This window comes from Pseudomonas sp. P7759, assembly GCF_013386445.1.
In the GTDB taxonomy this organism is placed as follows: domain Bacteria; phylum Pseudomonadota; class Gammaproteobacteria; order Pseudomonadales; family Pseudomonadaceae; genus Aquipseudomonas; species Aquipseudomonas azotoformans_A.
In genome coordinates this window covers 1-19,195 of the sequence record NZ_JACART010000063.1, presented here as the reverse complement: position 1 = coordinate 19,195, position 19,195 = coordinate 1, and the positions used below count along the sequence as shown (strand labels likewise).

General features: G+C 61.8%; 18 protein-coding genes. 9 read left to right on the top strand and 9 right to left on the bottom strand.

Annotation, left to right across the window (positions count from 1 at the left end; translation table 11 throughout):
- The first annotated feature begins 16 nt into the window (after positions 1 to 16).
- Positions 17 to 505, top strand: coding sequence for a DMT family transporter (locus HX823_RS29365; RefSeq protein ID WP_038842331.1), 489 nt, complete (start codon positions 17 to 19; stop codon positions 503 to 505).
- Here the strand turns inward: HX823_RS29365 and HX823_RS29360 are convergent, their stop codons facing one another.
- From HX823_RS29360 to HX823_RS29340, 5 genes are all read right to left on the bottom strand, one after another.
- A complete protein-coding gene (locus HX823_RS29360; RefSeq protein ID WP_061435646.1) occupies positions 506 to 1,837 on the bottom strand; it encodes an MFS transporter in 1,332 nt (443 codons plus the stop codon).
- A gap of 59 nt (positions 1,838 to 1,896) precedes the next feature.
- Positions 1,897 to 2,838 (bottom strand): hydroxymethylglutaryl-CoA lyase, encoded by a 942-nt coding sequence (locus HX823_RS29355; RefSeq protein ID WP_177078123.1) that lies wholly within the window; start codon positions 2,836 to 2,838, stop codon positions 1,897 to 1,899.
- A complete protein-coding gene (locus HX823_RS29350; protein WP_177078121.1) occupies positions 2,835 to 4,028 on the bottom strand; it encodes a CaiB/BaiF CoA-transferase family protein in 1,194 nt (397 codons plus the stop codon). Before HX823_RS29350 ends, HX823_RS29355 begins: the two co-directional genes overlap by 4 nt.
- A 129-nt stretch (positions 4,029 to 4,157) precedes the next feature.
- Positions 4,158 to 5,072, bottom strand: a complete 915-nt coding sequence (locus HX823_RS29345) for a LysR family transcriptional regulator (RefSeq protein WP_038842319.1) — start codon at positions 5,070 to 5,072, stop codon at positions 4,158 to 4,160.
- Positions 5,072 to 5,746, bottom strand: a complete 675-nt coding sequence (locus HX823_RS29340) for an NAD(P)H-binding protein (RefSeq protein ID WP_177078120.1) — start codon at positions 5,744 to 5,746, stop codon at positions 5,072 to 5,074. Before HX823_RS29340 ends, HX823_RS29345 begins: the two co-directional genes overlap by 1 nt.
- A 94-nt stretch (positions 5,747 to 5,840) precedes the next feature.
- Here HX823_RS29340 and HX823_RS29335 point away from each other — a divergent pair, with 94 nt between their 5' ends.
- Positions 5,841 to 7,028: an MFS transporter gene (locus tag HX823_RS29335; RefSeq protein WP_177078118.1), complete on the top strand. Its 1,188-nt coding sequence runs from the start codon at positions 5,841 to 5,843 to the stop codon at positions 7,026 to 7,028.
- On the opposite strand, the gene yiaY is transcribed toward HX823_RS29335, so the two are convergent.
- Positions 6,995 to 8,143: an L-threonine dehydrogenase gene (gene yiaY, locus HX823_RS29330; protein ID WP_177078116.1), complete on the bottom strand. Its 1,149-nt coding sequence runs from the start codon at positions 8,141 to 8,143 to the stop codon at positions 6,995 to 6,997. The two genes, HX823_RS29335 and yiaY, sit on opposite strands and share 34 nt — an antisense overlap.
- Before the next feature lie 123 nt (positions 8,144 to 8,266).
- Between yiaY and HX823_RS29325 the strand changes: the two genes are divergently transcribed.
- Positions 8,267 to 9,283, top strand: a complete 1,017-nt coding sequence (locus HX823_RS29325; protein ID WP_177078114.1) for a DUF4917 family protein — start codon at positions 8,267 to 8,269, stop codon at positions 9,281 to 9,283.
- A gap of 124 nt (positions 9,284 to 9,407) precedes the next feature.
- Here HX823_RS29325 and HX823_RS29320 read toward each other — a convergent pair whose 3' ends face one another.
- Positions 9,408 to 9,935, bottom strand: a complete 528-nt coding sequence (locus HX823_RS29320) for a helix-turn-helix domain-containing protein (RefSeq protein WP_028619304.1) — start codon at positions 9,933 to 9,935, stop codon at positions 9,408 to 9,410.
- Between the two features lie 105 nt (positions 9,936 to 10,040).
- Here HX823_RS29320 and HX823_RS29315 point away from each other — a divergent pair, with 105 nt between their 5' ends.
- The 6 genes from HX823_RS29315 (at position 10,041) to HX823_RS29290 (ending at position 17,122) form a co-directional block, all read left to right on the top strand.
- Positions 10,041 to 10,823 carry an aldolase gene (locus HX823_RS29315; RefSeq protein ID WP_033902694.1) on the top strand — a complete coding sequence of 261 codons (783 nt, stop codon included), beginning with the start codon at positions 10,041 to 10,043 and terminating at the stop codon, positions 10,821 to 10,823.
- A 28-nt stretch (positions 10,824 to 10,851) separates the two neighbouring features.
- Positions 10,852 to 11,724 carry a dihydrodipicolinate synthase family protein gene (locus HX823_RS29310; RefSeq protein ID WP_177078112.1) on the top strand — a complete coding sequence of 291 codons (873 nt, stop codon included), beginning with the start codon at positions 10,852 to 10,854 and terminating at the stop codon, positions 11,722 to 11,724.
- A 201-nt stretch (positions 11,725 to 11,925) separates the two neighbouring features.
- On the top strand, positions 11,926 to 12,465 hold the full coding sequence (locus HX823_RS29305; RefSeq protein WP_038842305.1) for an RNA polymerase sigma factor: 540 nt from the start codon (positions 11,926 to 11,928) through the stop codon (positions 12,463 to 12,465).
- Complete coding sequence (locus HX823_RS29300) at positions 12,462 to 13,433, top strand: FecR domain-containing protein (protein WP_177078110.1); 972 nt, start codon at positions 12,462 to 12,464, stop codon at positions 13,431 to 13,433. Before HX823_RS29305 ends, HX823_RS29300 begins: the two co-directional genes overlap by 4 nt.
- A 128-nt stretch (positions 13,434 to 13,561) precedes the next feature.
- Positions 13,562 to 16,120, top strand: coding sequence for a TonB-dependent receptor (locus HX823_RS29295; protein WP_177078108.1), 2,559 nt, complete (start codon positions 13,562 to 13,564; stop codon positions 16,118 to 16,120).
- Between the two features lie 102 nt (positions 16,121 to 16,222).
- A complete protein-coding gene (locus tag HX823_RS29290) occupies positions 16,223 to 17,122 on the top strand; it encodes a DMT family transporter (RefSeq protein ID WP_177078106.1) in 900 nt (299 codons plus the stop codon).
- A gap of 103 nt (positions 17,123 to 17,225) precedes the next feature.
- On the opposite strand, the gene HX823_RS29285 is transcribed toward HX823_RS29290, so the two are convergent.
- The gene (locus tag HX823_RS29285) at positions 17,226 to 18,443 is read right to left on the bottom strand and encodes an SAM-dependent methyltransferase (protein ID WP_177078104.1); all 1,218 of its coding nucleotides are present in this window, start codon (positions 18,441 to 18,443) and stop codon (positions 17,226 to 17,228) included.
- A gap of 87 nt (positions 18,444 to 18,530) precedes the next feature.
- Positions 18,531 to 19,148 carry a TPM domain-containing protein gene (locus HX823_RS29280; RefSeq protein ID WP_033902701.1) on the bottom strand — a complete coding sequence of 206 codons (618 nt, stop codon included), beginning with the start codon at positions 19,146 to 19,148 and terminating at the stop codon, positions 18,531 to 18,533.
- Positions 19,149 to 19,195 lie beyond the last annotated feature (47 nt).

Here is a 19,195-nt window from a genome sequence, read left to right as displayed (position 1 = left end):
CTCTGGGAGATTCGACATGACTACGCTGCATTGGGTGGGTTTATTGGCGCTGGCGGTCATCGCCGGCGCGGTGGTGCCGTTTCAAAGTGCGATCAACGCCAACCTCGGACGCGGCCTCGGCCATCCGCTGTGGGCCACGCTGGCGTCGTTGCTGGTGAGTATCATCGTGTTACTGCCGGTGATTCTGGCGCTGCGCCTGCCGCTGCCGAGCCTGGCGTTTATCAGCAAGGCGCCGCTGTGGATGTGGGCCGGTGGCGCGTTTGGCGTGTGTTTTATTTCCCTGGCGTTGATGCTGTTGCCCAAGCTCGGCGCCTCGGGATTTATCGCGCTGGCCATGGCCGGGCAGATTCTGGCGTCGCTGGTGCTGGATCACTTCGGCCTGTTCGGCCTGGTGGAGCGCCAACTGACAACGCCCCGCGTGCTGGGGGCGTTGTTGTTGATCGGCGGGGTCGTGTTGATTCAGTTCAGCGCTACACCCGCCCGTGCCTTGGCAACTGCTGGCTGATCAGCCCTTATCGAGGGTGCGCAGTTTTTGCGGCAGGCCCCACAACAGCAACGCCGCCGCCAACAGCGCGCACACACCAATCACATACAGCGCCGGCGTGGTGCTGCCGGTGAGGTCCTTGATCCGCCCCACCATCACCGGGCTGACAATGCCACCAAACTGGCCGAGGGTATTGATCACCGCAATACCACCCGCCGCGCCGGCGCCAGCTCCGGCCAGCAACTTGGGTGGCAGGGTCCAGAAGGTCGGGATCGACGCGATGATGCCCGCGCCCAACATACCCAGGGCGATGATCAGGAAGGTGGTGTGATCGGCAAAAATACCGGCACTGAAGAAGCCCACCGCCCCGAGCACCACCAGGCCACAGACGAACTTGCGACGCTCGCCCGTGGCATCCGACAGCCGCCCGATCACCACCATGCTGATGGCGCCACACACATAAGGAATCGCCGTGAGCAGGCCGATCATCACCGGGCTCTGGGTGCCGGCACTGCGGATCAACTGCGGCGCCCAGAAGTTGAGGCCGTAGGACGCCACCTGGATCAGGAAGTAGATGAAGCCGAGCATCAGGAACCCAGGAATACGGATCGCCGACAGCAGCGAGCCCCCGTGCTGGTTCGGCTCATGCTTGGCGATGCGGCTCGACAGCAAGGTCTTCTCCGCCGCCGTCAGCCAATGGGCGTCTTCGATGCGGTCCTTGAGCAAGGTCAGCACCAGGAAACCCAGGCCGATGCACGGCAAGCCGCCGAGCAGGAACAACCAGTGCCAGCCGCGCATCTGGAAGACACCGTCGAGGTGTTCCAGCACCAGGCCGGAAAACGGTGCGCCCACCAGGCCCGCAAAGGCCGAGGCCAGGAACAGCATCGAGGTGATGCGCCCACGGAAATGCTGCGGGAACCACAGCGTCAGGTAATACAGCACGCCGGGCGCGAAACCCGCCTCCATGGCGCCGATCAGAAAGCGCAGCGCATAGAACTGCCATTCGGCGGTAACAAACACCATGGCCGCCGTCGCCAGCCCCCACGACATCATGATCCGCGCAATCCAGCGCCGCGCGCCGACCTTGTACAGCATCATGTTGCTCGGCACTTCGAAGATCACATAACCCACCACAAACAGCCCGGCACCGAGGCCATAGGCGGTGTCGCTCAGGCTCAGGTCCGCTTGCAGTTGGAACTTGGCAAAGCTGATGTTGATCCGGTCAAAAAACGCGAACAGGTAGCACACCATGATCAGCGGCATCAGGCGCCAGGCGACCTTGCTGACCAGGGCTTTTTCGGCATCGATTTCAGCGGCCGGGCGCGCGCCGGCCTCCAACGTATTAGTGCTCATGGTTTCTCTCCAGCGGGCTGCTCACAGGCGCCCGATTGTTTTTGTTGTCTGGTGCGGTGTTACAGCGTGGCGATGTAGGCAGGCGGTGGATGCAGATCGCAGTTGCGTCCGGCCTTGGCCACTTGGCCGGGTAATTCGTGCCCCAGCAAAGCGGGGAGACGGCGGGACATCTGCAGCAGGTGCGGCAGGTCGATACCGGTATGAATCCCGACTTCATCACACAGGTTCACCAGGTCTTCGGTGCAGATATTGCCCGACGCTCCCGGCGCAAACGGGCAACCGCCCAAGCCCCCCAGCGCTGCGTCAAAACGCCGGGCGCCGGCTTCATAGGCGGCCAGCACATTGCACAACCCCAGGCCGCGAGTGTTGTGGAAGTGCAAGGTCAAATCGCTGGCGGACACACGCTCCAGCACGCGTTTGACCAGGCGTGCCACCTGACGCGGGTTGGCCATGCCAGTGGTGTCCGCCAGGCTGATACCCTGGATGCCCAGCGCTTGATACGCCTCGACAATCTGCAACACGCGGTCTTCATCAATCTTGCCTTCGAACGGGCAACCGAAGGTGGTGGCGATGCTGCCGTTGAGCCTTACCGGGTAATCGCGGGCAAAACTGACGATGTCATCAAACGCCGCCAAAGACACCTCGCAACGCATGCGCATATTGGCCAGGTTGTGGGTCTGGCTGGCAGACATCACCAGGTTCAGCTCATCGACGCGGGACGCGATGGCACGCTGCGCGCCCTTGAGGTTGGGGATCAACGCGACGTAGATCACACCCGGCCTGCGCTCGATGCCCTGGAACACTTGCTCGCCATCACGCAACGCCGGAATGGCCTTGGGCGAGACGAACGAACCGGCTTCGATCCGCGAAAAACCGGCGAGGGACAGCTGGTCGACCAGGGCGATCTTGTCGGCCGTCTCGACCCAGGTCGGCTCGATCTGCAGGCCGTCGCGCGGCGACACTTCCTGCACGATCAGTGCGTCGGAATAATCAGTGATCATTGCACCACTCCCGAGGTTTTCAGGCGTTGGATATCGGCGCCGGTGAGGCCCAGGCTGCCGAGGATGTCGTCGGTGTGCTGGCCCAACGTCGGGCCCTGCCAGTTCACGCCGCCAGGGGTTTCCGAGAGTTTGGGCACGATGCCCGGCATCTTCACCGACACACCGCCGGGCAGCTGGGCAGTGAGCAACATGTCACGCGCCTGGTAGTGTGGGTCGCTGACGATATCGGCCACGGAGCAGATACGCCCGGCGGGTACTTCAGCGGCTTCCAGGGCACTCAGCACCGCCTCGATGGGCAGGCTGCTGGTCCAGTGGGTGATCGCGGCGTCGAGCAATCCACTCTTGGCGGCGCGGCCATCGTTGTGGGCGAATTCGGGTGCTTCGGCCAGGTCGGCACGGCCGATGGTGTGCATCAGGCGCTTGTAGATCGGGTCGCTGTTGCCGGCGATCACCACATAGGCACCGTCGGCCGTCAGGTAGGTGTTGGACGGCGCAATGCCCGGCAAGGCGCCGCCGCTGCGTTCGCGCACATGGCCAAGCATGTCGTATTCCGGCACCAGGCTTTCCATCAGGTTGAACACACTTTCGGCCAGCGACACATCCACAATCTGCCCATCGCCCTGCCCCGTCTTGACCCGCAGCAGCGACATCAGCGCGCCGATCACGCCGTGCAACGACGCCAGGGAATCACCCAGGCTCACGCCCACTCGCGCCGGCGGCGAATCCGGGTTGCCGGTGGTGTAGCGGATACCGCCCATGGCCTCGCCGATGGCTCCGAAACCCGGACGGTCGCGGTAAGGGCCGGTCTGGCCGTAGCCGGAGATACGCACCAGCGTCAGCTTGGGGTTGAGGGCATGCAGCACATCCCAACCGAGGCCGAGTTTCTCCAGGCCACCGGGCCGCAGGTTTTCGATCAACACATCGGCGTCGACGAGCAGTTGCTTGATCAGGTCCAGGCCTTCCGGCGACTTGAGGTCCAGCGCCAGCGACTTCTTGTTGCGCGATTGCAGGTACCACCACAGCGACGTGCCTTCATGCAGCTTTCGCCATTTGCGAAGCGGGTCGCCCTGGCCCATGGCTTCGATCTTGATCACCTCGGCGCCAAACTCGGCCATCAGCCGGGCGGCGAACGGCGCGGCAATGAGGGTGCCGATCTCGATCACCTTGATACCGCTCAGGGGAGCCGTCATGGGGTGTACCTCTTATTCTTGGAATGTGATGCCAAGACTAGAGGCCAGGTGCAGGAGAAATCCAACCGTCAGTTGGCAAGGAGCGTTCGCTAAACGCGAACACTGTAGTGAGCGGGCTTGCCCCGCTCACTACAAATTGTGCTCGGTGCGCAGATATTCGAACAACAACCGGCTGACCGGCGACAACTGCGCCTCATCACGCACCACCAAAATCAAGCTGCGATCCGACCAGTCATCCGTCAGCGGCACGGCATGCAAACCCAATGCACGACCAAACAGCTCATAGGCTTTCTGCGGCAGGATGCCGATGCCCATGTTCGCCTGGACCATCCGGCACATCGCATCGAACCCCGGCACATGAATGCGCAGGCGCAGCATCCTGCCCGCCTCGCGCGCGGCGGCGTGGGTGCGCATATTGATGGAGCTGGCGGCGTGCAGGCCCACGTAATCACTGTCCAGGGTATCGACAAACGCCAGGGTTTTGCGCGCCGCCAACGGGTGATCCGCCGGCATCAGCACCACCAATTTGTCGTGGCGATAGGTCACGCTGGGCAGGCCTTTGGTGTCGGTGTCACTGGAGCAGATGCCCAGGTCCGCCACGCCATCCAGCACGCCCTGCACCACGCCATTGCTGGGACGCTCTTCCAGGTCGGTTTTCACTTCCGGATGCAGCTCGGAAAAATCCCGCAAATCTTCCGGAAGAAACTGAATGATCGCCGACAGGTTGGCCAGCATCCGCACATAACCGCGCACGCCGTGGCTGTGCTCGCCCAACTCCAGGCCCATCTTCTCGACGTTGAACAGCATCTGTCGTGCATGGTGCAACAGCGTTTCACCAGCGGCCGTCAGGTCCATGCCCTTGGCCCGCCGCACGAACAGGCTGACGCCCAGCACCTGCTCCAACTCCATCAAGCGCTTGCTGGCGGCCGACACGGCAATGGCTTCACGGTTGGCGGCGCGGGTCAGCGTGCCTTCCTCAAACACCGCGACGAACAGCTGCAGCGTGATCAGGTCCAGCCGCCGCACCAGGCTCCTGTGCAGCATCAGCGACGCTCGCTGGCCAGCCGATTGATCTCGGCCTGCTCCACTACCGACTGCGGCGCGCCTTGGCTGGCCGCCTGCAACATCGCCCGGCCCACTGTCTCGGTGCTCACCACCCAACCCGGTTTCAGCCGCCGCACAAACGACAACAGGGGGCCAAGCACCGAGTAGAAGGATTGGTAAAGCGGCGTCTTCGAACGCACGCCATGCAAGGGTTGGATGACGCCCGGACGGAACAGGTACACCGCCTTGAACGGCAGGCGCAGCAACGCGTTCTCGGTCTTGCCCTTGACCCGCGCCCACATCGACTTGCCCGCTTCGGAGCTGTCGGTACCGGCGCCGGACACATAGATAAACGTCATCTGCGGATTGAGCCGCGCCAGGGTGCTGGCGGCGACCAGTGTGAGGTCATAGGTGAGGTGGGTGTACTTGACTTCATTCATCCCCGCCGACGATACGCCGAGGCAGAAGAAACACGCATCAAAGCCTTGCAACAGGTTTTCCAGCGGTTGGAAATCCAGCATGTCGCTGTGCAACACCTGATGCAGCTTGCCGTGTTCCTGGGTCAGGGCTGTGCGGCCGACAGCAACGACTTCCTGCACGTCGGCGGCCAACAGGCACTCACGCAGCACGCCCTGGCCGACCATGCCTGTGGCGCCGAATAACAGAACTCTCATGGGTTGGTTCCTTGGTTACAAACGTTTAGCCGCACGTTAGAGACAAACACACTATCAGCTTGTAGCTTACCGCTGAAAAAGGAAAAGTCGGCCCTTGAACAATACCACCACCCTTGCCCTGGCCTGCAGCGCCGCCTTCCTCGCCCAGGTCGGCATCAGCAGTTACCTGCCCGCCGTCCCGGCCATTGCCCACGCCCTCCCCGCCGCCGAAGACCATGTTGCCCTGGCCCTGGCGATTTACTTGGTCGGCATGGCTTTACCGATGTTGCTATGGGGCAGCCTGGGTGAGCGTTTTGGGCGCAAGCCCGTGCTGCTGGCGGCGCTCGCCGTGTATGCGCTGGCCAGTGCAGCAATCCCCTTGGCGTTCAACGTTGAAACCTTCCTGTCATTGCGGCTGGTTCAAGGCTTGGGCGCTGGCGGTGTTTCGGTGATGGCGCGGGTGTTGGTGCGCGACAGTTTCAAGGGTGCGCTGTTGGCCAAGGGTTTGTCGTGGCTGGGCATGACCTTCGTCGTGGCCTTGGGTATCGGGCAATTCGCCGGTTCATTGTTGCAGGTGGCGTTCGGCTGGGAGGCGATCTTCTATGGGTTGGCGATTGGCGCGGTTGGGTTGATGCTGGTGTTGCACCGCGTAACGTTCCCGACGCGGGTGAACGTCGACTCGCAGGTCCGCGCCTGGCGCATCTACGCCGCAATCGTGCGACACCCGCCGTTTCTGCACGCCGCCTTGGCCGGCGGCCTGGGTTATGGGGTGATCATCGCGTTCAATACCTGCGCGCCGCTGATCCTGCAGGGCCGTTTCGAGTGGAGCGCGGCGCACTATGGTTGGCTGGGCTGGCCGATCAGCGCGGCGTATCTCGCGGGGGCGTTGATGGTCAATCGCTTCGTTGCTCGCACGGGTCGGCTGAGGATGATGGGCTGGGGCGTCACCCTGGTATTGCTGGGAACGGCGGTGATGCTGCTCGGCAGTCTGTTCGCCAGCGGGCTCGCCATCTTGCTGTGGTTGCCGTACTGCCTGGCGGTGTTCGGGCAATCGATGAGTTACCCGATCAGCTTGTCCGTGGCCAATGATGAAGCGCCGGTGAGCGGGTCCTATGCCATGGCCTTGAGCGGCTTCATGCATCAACTGATGGCCGCGTTGATCGGCGGTGTGGCGAGCCTGCTGGTGAGTCAGCAGGCGTGGCCGTTGGCGGTTTTATGCCTGGTGTTGGCGGGCGCCGCATGCGTGTGCGTCGCCCGCTGCCACACGGATCAGAATGCGTTGCGAAAGATCTCCTCGATCTGACGCTGATCCGCCCGCCGAGGGTTGGTCAGCCCACAGGCATCCTTCAGCGCGTTGGTCGCAAGCAAGGGAATGTCCTGCAACTTGGCGCCCAGCTCGCGCAGTCCGGCCGGGATCTCGACATCATGGGCCAGGCTGCGAATCGCGGCGATGGCGGCCTGCGCGCCCTCCTCATCGGTGACGCCCTTGACGTCGGCCCCCAACGCACGGCCTACGTCGCTCAGGCGTTTGGCGCTGACGCTGGCGTTGAAGCTTTGCACATGGGGCAGCAACACCGCGTTGCAGACGCCGTGGGGCAGGTCGTAAAAACCACCCAGTTGGTGCGCCATGGCGTGCACAAAACCCAGGGATGCATTGTTGAAGGCCATGCCGGCGAGGAATTGTGCATAGGCCATGTTCTCCCGCGCGGCCATGTCGCTGCCATCGCGCACCGCCAGGCGCAGGTTGGCGCTGATCAGTTCGATGGCCTTGATGGCACAGGCGTCGGTGATCGGGTTGGCGGCGGTGGACACGTAGGCTTCGATGGCGTGGGTGAGCGCGTCCATGCCGGTGGCGGCAGTGAGGCCCCTGGGCATGCCGACCATCAGCGCCGGGTCGTTGACCGACAGCAGCGGCGTGACGTTGCGGTCGACGATGGCCATTTTTACATGGCGGGTTTCGTCGGTGATGATGCAGAAACGGGTCATCTCGCTGGCGGTGCCGGCGGTGGTGTTGATAGCCACCAGCGGCAGTTGCGGTTTGGCGGACTGGTCGACGCCTTCGTAGTCGCCGATTTTGCCGCCGTTGGTGGCGCACAGGGCGATGCCCTTGGCGCAGTCATGGGGCGATCCGCCGCCCAGGGACACCACGAAATCGCAGGCACTTTCCTGCAACTGCACCAGGCCTTTCTCGACGTTTTCCACAGTCGGGTTGGGCTTGGCGCCTTCGTAGATCACCGAGTCGATGTCCTGCATCGCCAGTTTCTCGGCGATCATGCTCGCCACGCCGGCCTTGGCCAGGCCGGCGTCGGTGACGATCAGCGCCTTGCGAAAGCCGTAGTTGCGAATGGCGGTCATGGCTTCGTCGAGGCAGTCGATGCCCATGATGTTGACGGCGGGGATGAAGAAGGTGCTGCTCATGGTCAATCCTCAGAGGCTTTATGCCTACAGCATCAACCTGCGCCACCCGCCGCATCTTGATCAGGATCAACGCCGAGCCGTGATAAAGTCTCCGCCCAGCCGATTTCGAGTAGACCCGCCGCAATGAAGGATTTCCAGGATATTGACGCCCACCTTGAAGACTGGAGCGCACTGCGCAGCAGCACGGACTTCAGCGGGATTCTGATCGGCAATGGCGCGAGCCGTGCCATTTGGGAAGACTTCTCCTACGACTCGCTGTTCGAAAACGCCCGCACCGTTGAGGAAAAACCCCTCAGCCAATCCGAGCTCAGCGTGTTCGACGCCCTGCAAACCCGCAGTTTCGAGCAGGCCCTGGGCGCGTTGAAGACCACCAGCCGGGTCAACAAGGCCCTGGCGGTCAGCTCGGCGGCGCCGCGCAATCGCTATTACGCGATCAAGGAAGCCTTGATCAATACCATCCACGCCGTGCATATCCCGTGGCGCCTGGTGCAGCCGTCGACGCTGGCGACGATCAACGCTGAGCTGAAGCAATACTCGACGGTGTTCACCAGCAACTACGACCTGCTCAACTATTGGGCGATCCTGCATACACCGGGCATCGATGACCTGTTCCGCAGCGCAGACACCAGCTTCGACCTGCGCAATACCCGCACCGACGCACCACGCATCCTCTACCTGCACGGCGGCCTGCACCTGGTGCGCAACCTGGATGGTACCGCGCGCAAATTGCCGACCACTGATAGCACCTTGCTCAGCAGCTTTGCGATCAACAACACGATCAAGACCCTCGATGATGTGCCGCTGTTTGTCAGCGAGGGCAAGGTTGAGGAAAAGCTCAAGACCATCCGCAGTTCGGATTACCTGTCGTTCTGCTATGAGCAGTTGCTCAGCCACGAAGGTGCGTTGTGCATCTTTGGCCATGACTTGGGAGCGCAGGATAAACACTTGGTGGATGCGATTCGCCAGGCCAACGTGACGACGCTGGCGATCTCGGTGTCGGGACGCAGTGAGGGGTTTATCCGTCAGCAGAAGCGACGGTATTCGGAGTTGTTCGACGGGGCGGGCGTGGAACTGAAGTTCTTTGCGGCGCGCACGCATCCATTGGGTCATCCTGCCCTGTCCGTCCCTGTCGAACGCTGATCAAAATGTGGGAGCGGGCTTGCTCGCGAATGCGGTGGATCAGTTAATAAATCAGGTACTGACCCACCGCATTCGCGAGCAAGCCCGCTCCCACACTGGCCCCTATTTCAATCCTGTATCGTGGTCATTCTTCCGAGCTGTGCACCACAACCAGCAATTGTGCCTGCACCGGCCCCACCGAGCGCAATCGATGGGGCTTCTGCGCATTGAAGTGCAGTGCATCGCCGCGTTCCAGGATCACCCGTTCGTTCATGAAATCCACTTCCACCTGGCCTTCATGCACAAACAGAAACTCTTCCCCCACATGCTCCTTGAAGGTCTTGTCGGTGAACTCCGCCGGCGGGTAGATGATGAACGGCAGCAGGCTGCGTTCGCTGACCTGATGGGCCAGCACCGCATAACCCGGTGACGTGTCCGGGCGCTCATGGCTGCGCACCAGGCTGTAGCTGTCGAGGCTGACGCTGTCTTCGCTGAATAGCTCTTCGACCTTCACGTTCAACGCCTTGGCCAGTTTCAGCGCGGCGGCAATCGACGGCGTGTTGAGCCCGCGCTCGACCTTGGACAGATAACTCTTGGTCATCCCGGACTTTTCGGCCAGGACATCCAACGTCACACCAAGTTTTTTTCTCAATAATTTCAAACGGATAGACATGCGCTGCGATTAATCCATGCAGTAAGCGATGAGCTGTGCTTGCCAATGACACAAAGTGTCATATAGCATCGTTAGTGTCATTTGCAGCCACCGAGGGCACCCGATATGGCCAAGACATTAGCACTCCCAAAAGACCAACTGGTCAAGCAAGCACTGGTCCAGATGCAAAACACCCTGGCGGATAATACGTGGACCGTCCGGCAAAAGCTGGCGCTCACGTGTCGCATCCTGTTCGAGAACGGCCACGACTCCGGCCTGGCCGGGCAGATCACCGCGCGCGGACCGGAACAGGGCACCTATTACACTCAGCAATTGGGCCTGGGTTTTGATGAGATCACCGCCAGCAACCTGTTGCTGGTGAACGAGGACCTTGAAGTACTGGAAGGCCACGGCATTCCCAATCCCGCCAACCGTTTTCACAGTTGGGTATACCGTGGGCGGCCGGATGTGAACTGCATCATCCACACCCACCCCACCCACATCGCCGCGCTGTCGATGCTTGAAGTACCGCTGCAGGTGTCGCATATGGACCTCTGCCCGCTGTACGAAGACTGCGCCTTCCTGGAGGCTTGGCCAGGTGTGCCGGTGGGCAATGAAGAAGGGGAAATCATCACCACGGCACTGGGTGACAAGCGCGCGATCCTGCTCTCGCACCACGGGCAGTTGTCCACCGGGGCGAGCGTCGAGGAAGCCTGCGTGATCGCGCAGTTGATCGAGCGCGCGGCCAAATTGCAGTTGCTGGCGATGGCGGCTGGCACCATCAAGCCGATCCTGCCAGAGCTGGGACGCGAGGCCCATGACTGGATCTCCCGGCCCAAGCGTCACGGAGCCGCGTTCAATTACTACGCCCGGCAGAACCTGCGTCAACACGCCGATTGCCTGAACTGACTTGCCCTTTTTCGACCGGAGACTTCCCATGTCCAGCCCTAACATTCACGGCATCATCGGCTACACCATCACCCCGTTCAGCGCCGACGGCCAACGCATTGACCTCGACGCCCTGGGCCGCTCCATCGACCGCCTGATCGACGGCGGCGTACACGCCATCGCGCCACTGGGCAGCACCGGTGAAGGTGCCTATTTGAGCGACGCCGAGTGGGACGAAGTCAGCGCCTACAGCCTGGCAAAAATCGCGCGGCGCGTGCCGACCATCGTCAGCGTGTCCGACCTCACCACCGCCAAAGCCGTACGCCGCGCCCGCTACGCCGAGGCCAATGGCGCCGATGTGGTGATGGTGCTGCCGACCTCCTACTGGAAACTCAGCGAAGCGGAAATCATCGCCCACTACGCCGCGATCGGCGACAGCATCGGCGTGCCGATCATGCTCTACAACAACCCGGCCACCAGCGGCACGGACATGTCGGTGGACCTGATCCTGCGCATCATCAAGCAGGTGGCCAGCGTGACCATGGTCAAGGAAAGCACCGGGGACATCCAGCGCATGCACCAGTTGCATCGCCACAGCGACGTGCCGTTCTACAACGGTTGCAACCCGCTGGCACTGGAAGCCTTCGCGGCGGGTGCCAAGGGTTGGTGCACGGCGGCGCCGAACCTGATCCCACAGCTCAACCTGGCGTTGTATGAGGCGGTGTTGGCCAATGACCTGACCCAGGCGCGGGAGCTGTTTTACCGCCAGTTGCCGTTACTGGACTTCATCCTCAAGGGTGGGTTGCCGGCGACGATCAAGGCCGGATTGCGGTTGACCGGCTTGGAAGCGGGTGACCCGCGTCTGCCGGTGTTCCCACTGGGCGAAACCGGGATTGAACAACTGAAAACATTACTGCGCTAACCCACGATCCCCTGTGGGAGCGGGCTTGCTCGCGAATGCAGTGTGCCAGTCACCGGATAAATCGACTGACACACCGCTTTCGCGAGCAAGCCCGCTCCCACATTTTTTGCGGTGTACATCCGTAAAATAGAGACAAATGACAATGGTTCTCGATACCATTCGCGACTTTCTCCACGTCGTGCTTCGTCAAGAAGGATATCCATGTCTCGTCCCAAGCCCGACCCGCTGTCGGCCGATGCCTTTCGCGGGTTCTATACAGATATTCTGTATTTCCTGCGCAAGCGCACAGACAACGCCAGCGACGCGGCGGACATGACCCAGGATGTCTTCACCCAGTGGCTGGACTACCGCGACCGGGCCAAGGTCGAGCAGCCACGGGCGTTTCTGTTCCAGATGGCGCGCAACCTGCTGCGTGATCACTGGCGCAAACAGAAGGTACGGCATACCGTCCACTCTGATCAGGCCGCAATGGACGCCGAGCCGGTCACCGACGAGCAAAACGATCCCATGGCCGCCGTGCAGCGCTTGCAACGCCTGGAACAGTTGAAAGAAGTCCTCGCCGAACTCTCGCCCCGCAGGCGAGAAGCCCTTATGCTGCACCGCTTCGAAGGCTTGAGCCAGGCGCAGATCGCCGAGCGCATGGGCATTTCGACCAGCATGGTGGAAAAGCACATCGCTTTTGCCCTGCTGCATTGCAAGCGACGCCTTCAACACGAACCCGGCACGGAGCAGCCAGAATGAACCGCCTGAGCGACACCGACGTGCTCGACATCGAAGACAGCGACGCCATCGATGCCCAAGCCGCCAGCTGGTTTGCCCGCAACCGCAATAATGACGCGGGGCGTGCCGACCGCAAGGCCTTTGCCGCCTGGCAAGCCGAGCCCGCCCACGCCCGCGCCTATGCCGAATTCGAGCAACTGTGGGCAGACCTGGCCCAGTTGCAGCAACTGAACAAACCCGTGGCGCTGCCCAAGCGCAAACCGTCGGCATGGCGCCCTGCCCTGGCCGTGGCCGCCGCCCTGTTATGCGCGGTCATGACCACGCCTATCGGCGCGCCCCGCGAGCTGTATCACACCCAGGTCGCAGCCCACGCCAAAGGCATGCGCACCCTCAATCTGCCCGACGGCAGCACCTTGTATGTGAATGCGAACACCCGCGTACGTGTGGATTTCACCGCGCACCAACGCATCGTGCACCTGGACAAAGGCCAGCTGTACCTCGAAGTGGCCGCCGACAAGGAACGACCGTTGTTCGTGCAAGCCGGCGAGGCCAATGTGCGCGTGGTCGGCACCGGCTTCGATGTGCGCCGCAGCCAGCAGCAACTGGTGGTCAGCGTCGCCCATGGGCAGGTCGCGTTCGAGCCGGACGCCAAAAGCCCCGTCACCCTGTTGGGCGCCCAGCAACGTGCGATCTTCAGCTACGCCAAAGGCACGTTGCAGCAGCAGACCCTCACCGCCGAGGAGGTCGCCGACTGGCGCAGCGGCCACCTGTCGTTTCGCAACCGCGAGTTGGCCAGCCTGATCGATGAGCTGAGCCTGTATCGCCCTCAGGCGCCGCTGCAGGTCAGCAACGCCGTGGCGCACTTGAAGGTCTCGGGCAATCTGGATGTGAATGATCCCGACGCGTTGCTCAATGCCCTGCCTGCCCTGCTGCCGGTGAAAACCGTGGCGTCGGCCGATGGAATCGTAAGGATCGAACCGAGCAAATAACCCTGCAAAATTCTTATTTGAGAATATTTTGCATTCGCAGGTGTGGTTTTTTCGAGCAGCCCCGTCTTCCCCCGGTCTGCGTTTGATACGCACACCTTTTCGGCCATTTGGCCACACCGGGGGATTTCATGTTTCGCGCGCCTTGCCACGCTTCGCACCTGTTTCTTCGACCGACGCTCATCGCTAGCTGCCTGGTATTCAGCCTCAGTGCCCAGGCCGACTCGCTCACGCTGCAACTGCCAGCGCAGTCATTGGCCACGTCCCTGAGCCAGGTGGCGCAGCAGGCGAAAATCCAGCTGCTGTTCGATGAAGAACTGCTCAAGAACGTGCAGGCGCCGGCGCTCAACGGCGATTTCACACCGGAAGTGGCGATTCGTACCCTGCTGAAAAACGGCGAGTTCACCCTGATCAAGGTCGGGAGCACCTACGTCGTGCGCCCCGATGAGGGCAAGACCACCAACAGCGGCGTGATCCAATTGGACGCCCTGAGCGTGATCGGCACCGGTACCGAGGTCAACTCCAACACCGTTGGCCGCTCGACCCTGAGCCAGGAAGAGATTGACCGTTACCAGTCCAATAACATCCCCAGCCTGTTGCAGACCCTGCCCGGCGTCAGCCAGGGCGGCTCGCTGAAACCTGGCGGCCAGACCATCAATATCCGTGGGTTCGGCGATGCCGAAGACGTCCCGCTGACCGTCGATGGCGCCACCAAAAGCGGCTTTGAACGCTATCAGCAAGGCACGGTGTTCATTGAGCCCGAACTGATCAAAAGCATCGAGGTGGAGAAAGGCCCCAACTCGCCTTTCACCGGCAACGGCGGGTTTGGCGGTACGGTCAACATGACCACCAAGGATGCCCCCGACCTGCTCAAGGACGGTCGCAACAGTGGCGCGATGCTCAAATACGGTTACTCCAGCAACGACCATGAGCAGGTCTACAGCAGCGCCGTGTACGGGCGTACCGACGATGGCCGTTTCGATGCACTGGCCTATTTGACTCAACGCGATGGCGACGACATGAAGGTCGCGGCCAAACTGCCCAACGAGAACAATCAGTACCCGATCAACCCCCAGCGTCTGCCGAACTCCGCGCAAAATGTCGACGGCAAGCTGTTCAAGGTCAACGCCCACTTCACCGAAGAACACGCCGTTGGCTTGTCCTACTCGCGTTCACACAGCGACCGCTGGACACCGTTCTCGGCGGCCAGCTACCCGACGCCGCCCACCCAGGCCAACATTGACCGCTATGGCTACGAAGCGGCGTTGAAGCGGTTTCTGGCCCATCGCGACACGGTCGACACCACGTGGTCGGGCAAATACGAATACACACCGCTGGACAACCCGCTGGTGGACCTGACCGTTAAATACTCCCAGTCCAACACCGACCAGACCGACGAACGCGACGCCACGGCGTTTTTCCAACTGGCCACCGGCGGGCGCAAAATGGACACCGCCTACACCGACAAGAACCTCGACGTGCGCAACGTCAGCCTGTTTGACACCGGCCCGTTGCAACATGCCGTCACTGTGGGCGGGCAAATCCGCAAGCACATCCGCGAGACCGAAATGTGGATGCCGGGCACCACCTACAACACCCCGCGCTACAACTACGGGCATTTCCAACCGGGCTTCATGCCCCACGGCAAGGTCGATACCAACAGTTTCTTCGTGCAGGATGCAGTGACCCTGGGCGACGTCACCATCACCCCATCGATGCGCTACGACCACGTGCGCAACCGCGGCGAAGCCAACGATGCGCCGTACTACAGCAACCCCGATCCGTCCTTCGGCCACGATTACAGCGACCGCACCTACACCGGCTGGTCGCCGCGCCTGGCGGTGTTCTGGACGGTCAACCCGCACCTCGGCCTGTTCGCCAACTGGAGCAAGACCTGGCGCGCGCCGGTGATCGATGAACAGTACGAGGTCCAGGGCCTGGGCAGCCGCACCGCCACCAGCGTCGACCTCGACCCGGAACGCATCACCTCGATCAGCGTGGGCACGGTCAGCAGTTTCGACAACCTGATCGCCCACGACGACAACCTGCAACTGCGCACCACCTTCTTTCACAACAAAGTCGAAGACGAAATTTTCAAGGCCACCGGCGTCGGTTGCCAGAACCAGGCCATCAACGGCGGCACCATTTCCACCGCTTGCCCGCCGGGCGCCATGTCCAACTATCGCAACATCGGCGGCCTGACCATCAAGGGCTTCGAACTCGAATCGTTCTACAACTCCACCTACCTGTTCGGTTCGGTGTCCTTCGCCTATGCCAAGGGTGACCATGAAGGCGCCTACACCAACCCCTGGGGCCCGGATGTGGCGGCACGGGATATTCCGCCGACCAAATGGGTACTGGTGCTCGGCACCAACATTCCGGCGTGGGATGCCCAAGTGGGCTGGACCGGTCAGTTCATCGGCGCGACCTCGCGTTTGCCCAGCGACAAATATTCCGGCGGCCCCGGCAGCAGCGTGGGCGACCTGTTCTATGACCAGTACGGCAACAAGCGCTACAACACCCAGGGCCTGTTCGCCAAATGGAAACCACAGCAGGCCTACCTGAAAGGCACCGAAGTGAACTTCACCGTGGACAACCTGTTCAACGAGAACTTCCGTCCGGCCCTGAGCGGCGACCGTGCCTACACCAAGGGCCGTGATGCCAAGATCAGCATCACGCGCTTCTTCTGAAAACTGTACGGATAAATCCGCACCCAGCTGTAGGCCCGCAATCGGCGGGGGATGTGGCTAGATGGGCTTCCCTTGAAGCCCTCTAGATTTCGGTTCTACCTCATGAGTTCGCGCGAAAACACCGGCATGGCCCTCGGCCTGCTGGGCGTCATCATCTTCAGCCTGACCCTGCCCTTCACCCGCATCGTGGTGCAGGAAATCCACCCGTTGCTCAACGGCCTGGGCCGCGCGTTGTTCGCGGCGATCCCCGCGGCGGCGCTGTTGCTGTGGCGCCGTGAGCGCTGGCCAACCTGGCGCCAGGTGCGCGGGCTGTGCCTGGTGATCGCGGGCGTGATCCTGGGTTTCCCGGTGTTGTCAGCCTGGGCCATGCAGACCTTGCCGGCGTCCCATGGCGCGCTGGTCAACGGCCTGCAACCGTTGTGCGTGGCGCTGTACGCGGCGTGGCTGTCCCATGAACGGCCGTCGAAAGCCTTCTGGGCCTGTGCGGCGCTGGGCAGTGGCTTGGTGTTGAGCTACGCGTTGATCACCGGGGCCGGCAGTATCCAGGCCGGTGATTTGCTGATGCTCGGTGCAATCGCGGTGGGCGGTTTGGGTTATGCCGAAGGCGGCCGATTGGCCAAGGAGATGGGCGGCTGGCAGGTGATCTGCTGGGCGCTGGTGCTGTCGACGCCCGTGCTGATCGGGCCGGTGTGGTACCTGGCGGCGCAGCATCAAGGGGCGATTTCCATGCGCGCCTGGTGGGCGTTTGGCTACGTGTCGCTGTTCTCGCAGTTCCTGGGGTTCTTTGCCTGGTACGCCGGCTTGGCCATGGGCGGGATTGCGCGGGTCAGCCAGATCCAGCTGTTGCAGATCTTCTTCACCATCGCGTTTTCGGCGCTGTTCTTTGGCGAACACATCGAGCCAATCACCTGGCTGTTTGCCTGTGGAGTGATCGTGACGGTGATGCTGGGGCGCAAGACGACGGTGCAGCCAGCACCCGTTTCAAAGCCGAGCGTTGTCTAATGTGGGAGCGGGCTTGCTCGCGAAAGCGGTGTGTCAGTCACCAAGAGTTCGACTGATCTGACGCTTTCGCGAGCAAGCCCGCTCCCACAGGGGTTGTGTGTGTTCAGCTTAAGAAGCCATCCGCGCGCAGCAGGGTTTCCAGGCAGTGTTCGGTGATGTGGTAGAACGCCTTGAGTTCCTGGATTTTCTCCAGCAACTGCGCATTGTCCACCGGCTCGGTGCGCTTCACGGCAAGAATCATCTTGTTCTTGTTGGTGTGCTCCAGCGAGATGAATTCGAACACCTTAGTCTCGTAGCCACAGGCTTCGAGGAACAGCGCACGCAAGCTGTCGGTGACCATTTCGGCCTGTTGGCCCAAGTGCAGGCCGTATTGCAGCATCGGCTTGAGCAGCAGCGGGCTCTGGATCTGCAGGCGGATCTGCTTGTGGCAGCACGGCGAGCACATGATGATCGACGCGCCGGAACGGATGCCGGTGTGGATCGCGTAGTCCGTGGCAATGTCGCAGGCATGCAGGGCGATCATCACGTCCAGTTCGCTGGGCGCCACACTGCGTACATCGCCGCACTTGAACACCAGCCCCGGATGCTCCAGGCGGGCGGCCGCTGAGTTGCACAGGGTCACCATGTCTTCGCGCAGCTCGACGCCGGTCACTTCGCCCTCGGCCTTGAGGGTGTTGCGCAGGTAGTCGTGGATGGCAAAGGTCAGGTAGCCCTTGCCCGAGCCGAAGTCAGCGACACGCACCGGCTGGTCCAGCTTCAAGGGCGACGAGGTGAGCGCGTGGCTGAACACTTCGATGAACTTGTTGATCTGCTTCCACTTACGCGACATCGACGGGATCAGCGCCTGTCTGGCGTCGGTCACACCGAGGTCGGCGAGGAATGGCCGGCTCAGGTCGAGAAAGCGATTCTTCTCGCGGTTATGCTCAGCCGACGGCGCTTCACGCAGTTGCTGCGGCTTGCTTTTGAACAGCGAGCTTTTGTTCTTCTTGCTGTATTCCAACTGGACTTCGTCAGTCAGCGACAGCAGGTGCGCGTTCTTGAACTGCGCCGGCAGCAACGCGGCAATCGCTGCAACACCTTCGGCCTGCGGGAAGTTCTTGGTGATGTCGCGGGTCTTGTAGCGGTAGACGAAGGACAGGCACGCCTGCTCCTTGACCGTGACCGGCTTGATGATCAGCCGCTGCAACTCGGCTTCCTCACCGACGTACTTGGCCAGCACCAGCTTGATAAAGGCGTTTTGCGCGAGGCTTGCGCTGAGCAGTTCAATGAACTGGTCGTGATGATCCGGCGCAGGGCGGGCAGGTTGAGCGGTGACAGACATGAACAAAAACGCCTCGGGCAGGGAATGCCGGGCATTTTAGGGGGGATAGCCCGCCAGGGCACGGAGTTATTTGACCAGCGGTACGCCTTACTCCAGCACCACCAATCGATTGGGCAGTTCATTGCGGGTTTGCGTCACCGGCACATGCACCTTCAACAACTCGCCGCAGGCTTCGATGCAGTCGATAAACCCCGCCAACGTCTGCCCCTGTTTCACCTGCTGGGTAAACGCCTTGACGATCACATCCCAACTGCCGTCATCCAGGCGCTTGGAAATGCCGTCATCCACCAGAATCTCCACGTACCGTTCCGCCTCGCTGACAAAAATCAGCACGCCAGTGCTGCCCAGGGTGTGGTGCAGGTTCTGCTCCAGGAACTGCCGCCGCGCCAGGTTGGACGCGCGCCAGTGGCGCACCGAACGGGGGATCAACCGCGTGGTCACCTTGGGCAAACGGAACACCAGGCACAACACGATGAATGTCGCCCATTGCGCCAACAGCAAGGTGTACATGGTCAGGTAACCCGACAAGTAGTGCACCACGCCGGGCACCACCAACGCGATCAGACTGGCCCACAACAGCGGGATATAGGCGTAGTCGTCGGCGCGGGCGGCCAGCACGGTCACCAACTCTGCGTCGGTGGTTTTTTCCACGCGGGCGATCGCTTCCGCGACTTGGCGCTGCTCGTGTTCAGTCAGTAATGCCATGGTTGTGCTTGCTCTCTCATTATTATCATCACCAGCCGCCTGAAGCC

What these genes read in the sequence shown, in the direction of transcription:
- HX823_RS29365 (WP_038842331.1), top strand. Translation starts at nt 17, where the DNA reads ATGACTACGCTGCATTGGGTGGGTTTATTGGCGCTGGCGGTCATCGCC.
- HX823_RS29315 (WP_033902694.1), top strand. Translation starts at nt 10,041, where the DNA reads ATGGCCAAGACATTAGCACTCCCAAAAGACCAACTGGTCAAGCAAGCA.
- HX823_RS29285 (WP_177078104.1), bottom strand. Translation starts at nt 18,443, where the DNA reads ATGTCTGTCACCGCTCAACCTGCCCGCCCTGCGCCGGATCATCACGAC.
- HX823_RS29345 (WP_038842319.1), bottom strand. Translation starts at nt 5,072, where the DNA reads ATGCTGCACAGGAGCCTGGTGCGGCGGCTGGACCTGATCACGCTGCAG.
- yiaY (WP_177078116.1), bottom strand. Translation starts at nt 8,143, where the DNA reads ATGAGCAGCACCTTCTTCATCCCCGCCGTCAACATCATGGGCATCGAC.
- HX823_RS29300 (WP_177078110.1), top strand. Translation starts at nt 12,462, where the DNA reads ATGAACCGCCTGAGCGACACCGACGTGCTCGACATCGAAGACAGCGAC.
- HX823_RS29290 (WP_177078106.1), top strand. Translation starts at nt 16,223, where the DNA reads ATGAGTTCGCGCGAAAACACCGGCATGGCCCTCGGCCTGCTGGGCGTC.
- HX823_RS29320 (WP_028619304.1), bottom strand. Translation starts at nt 9,935, where the DNA reads ATGTCTATCCGTTTGAAATTATTGAGAAAAAAACTTGGTGTGACGTTG.
- HX823_RS29280 (WP_033902701.1), bottom strand. Translation starts at nt 19,148, where the DNA reads ATGGCATTACTGACTGAACACGAGCAGCGCCAAGTCGCGGAAGCGATC.
- HX823_RS29340 (WP_177078120.1), bottom strand. Translation starts at nt 5,746, where the DNA reads ATGAGAGTTCTGTTATTCGGCGCCACAGGCATGGTCGGCCAGGGCGTG.
- HX823_RS29325 (WP_177078114.1), top strand. Translation starts at nt 8,267, where the DNA reads ATGAAGGATTTCCAGGATATTGACGCCCACCTTGAAGACTGGAGCGCA.
- HX823_RS29360 (WP_061435646.1), bottom strand. Translation starts at nt 1,837, where the DNA reads ATGAGCACTAATACGTTGGAGGCCGGCGCGCGCCCGGCCGCTGAAATC.
- HX823_RS29305 (WP_038842305.1), top strand. Translation starts at nt 11,926, where the DNA reads ATGTCTCGTCCCAAGCCCGACCCGCTGTCGGCCGATGCCTTTCGCGGG.
- HX823_RS29355 (WP_177078123.1), bottom strand. Translation starts at nt 2,838, where the DNA reads ATGATCACTGATTATTCCGACGCACTGATCGTGCAGGAAGTGTCGCCG.
- HX823_RS29350 (WP_177078121.1), bottom strand. Translation starts at nt 4,028, where the DNA reads ATGACGGCTCCCCTGAGCGGTATCAAGGTGATCGAGATCGGCACCCTC.
- HX823_RS29295 (WP_177078108.1), top strand. Translation starts at nt 13,562, where the DNA reads ATGTTTCGCGCGCCTTGCCACGCTTCGCACCTGTTTCTTCGACCGACG.
- HX823_RS29310 (WP_177078112.1), top strand. Translation starts at nt 10,852, where the DNA reads ATGTCCAGCCCTAACATTCACGGCATCATCGGCTACACCATCACCCCG.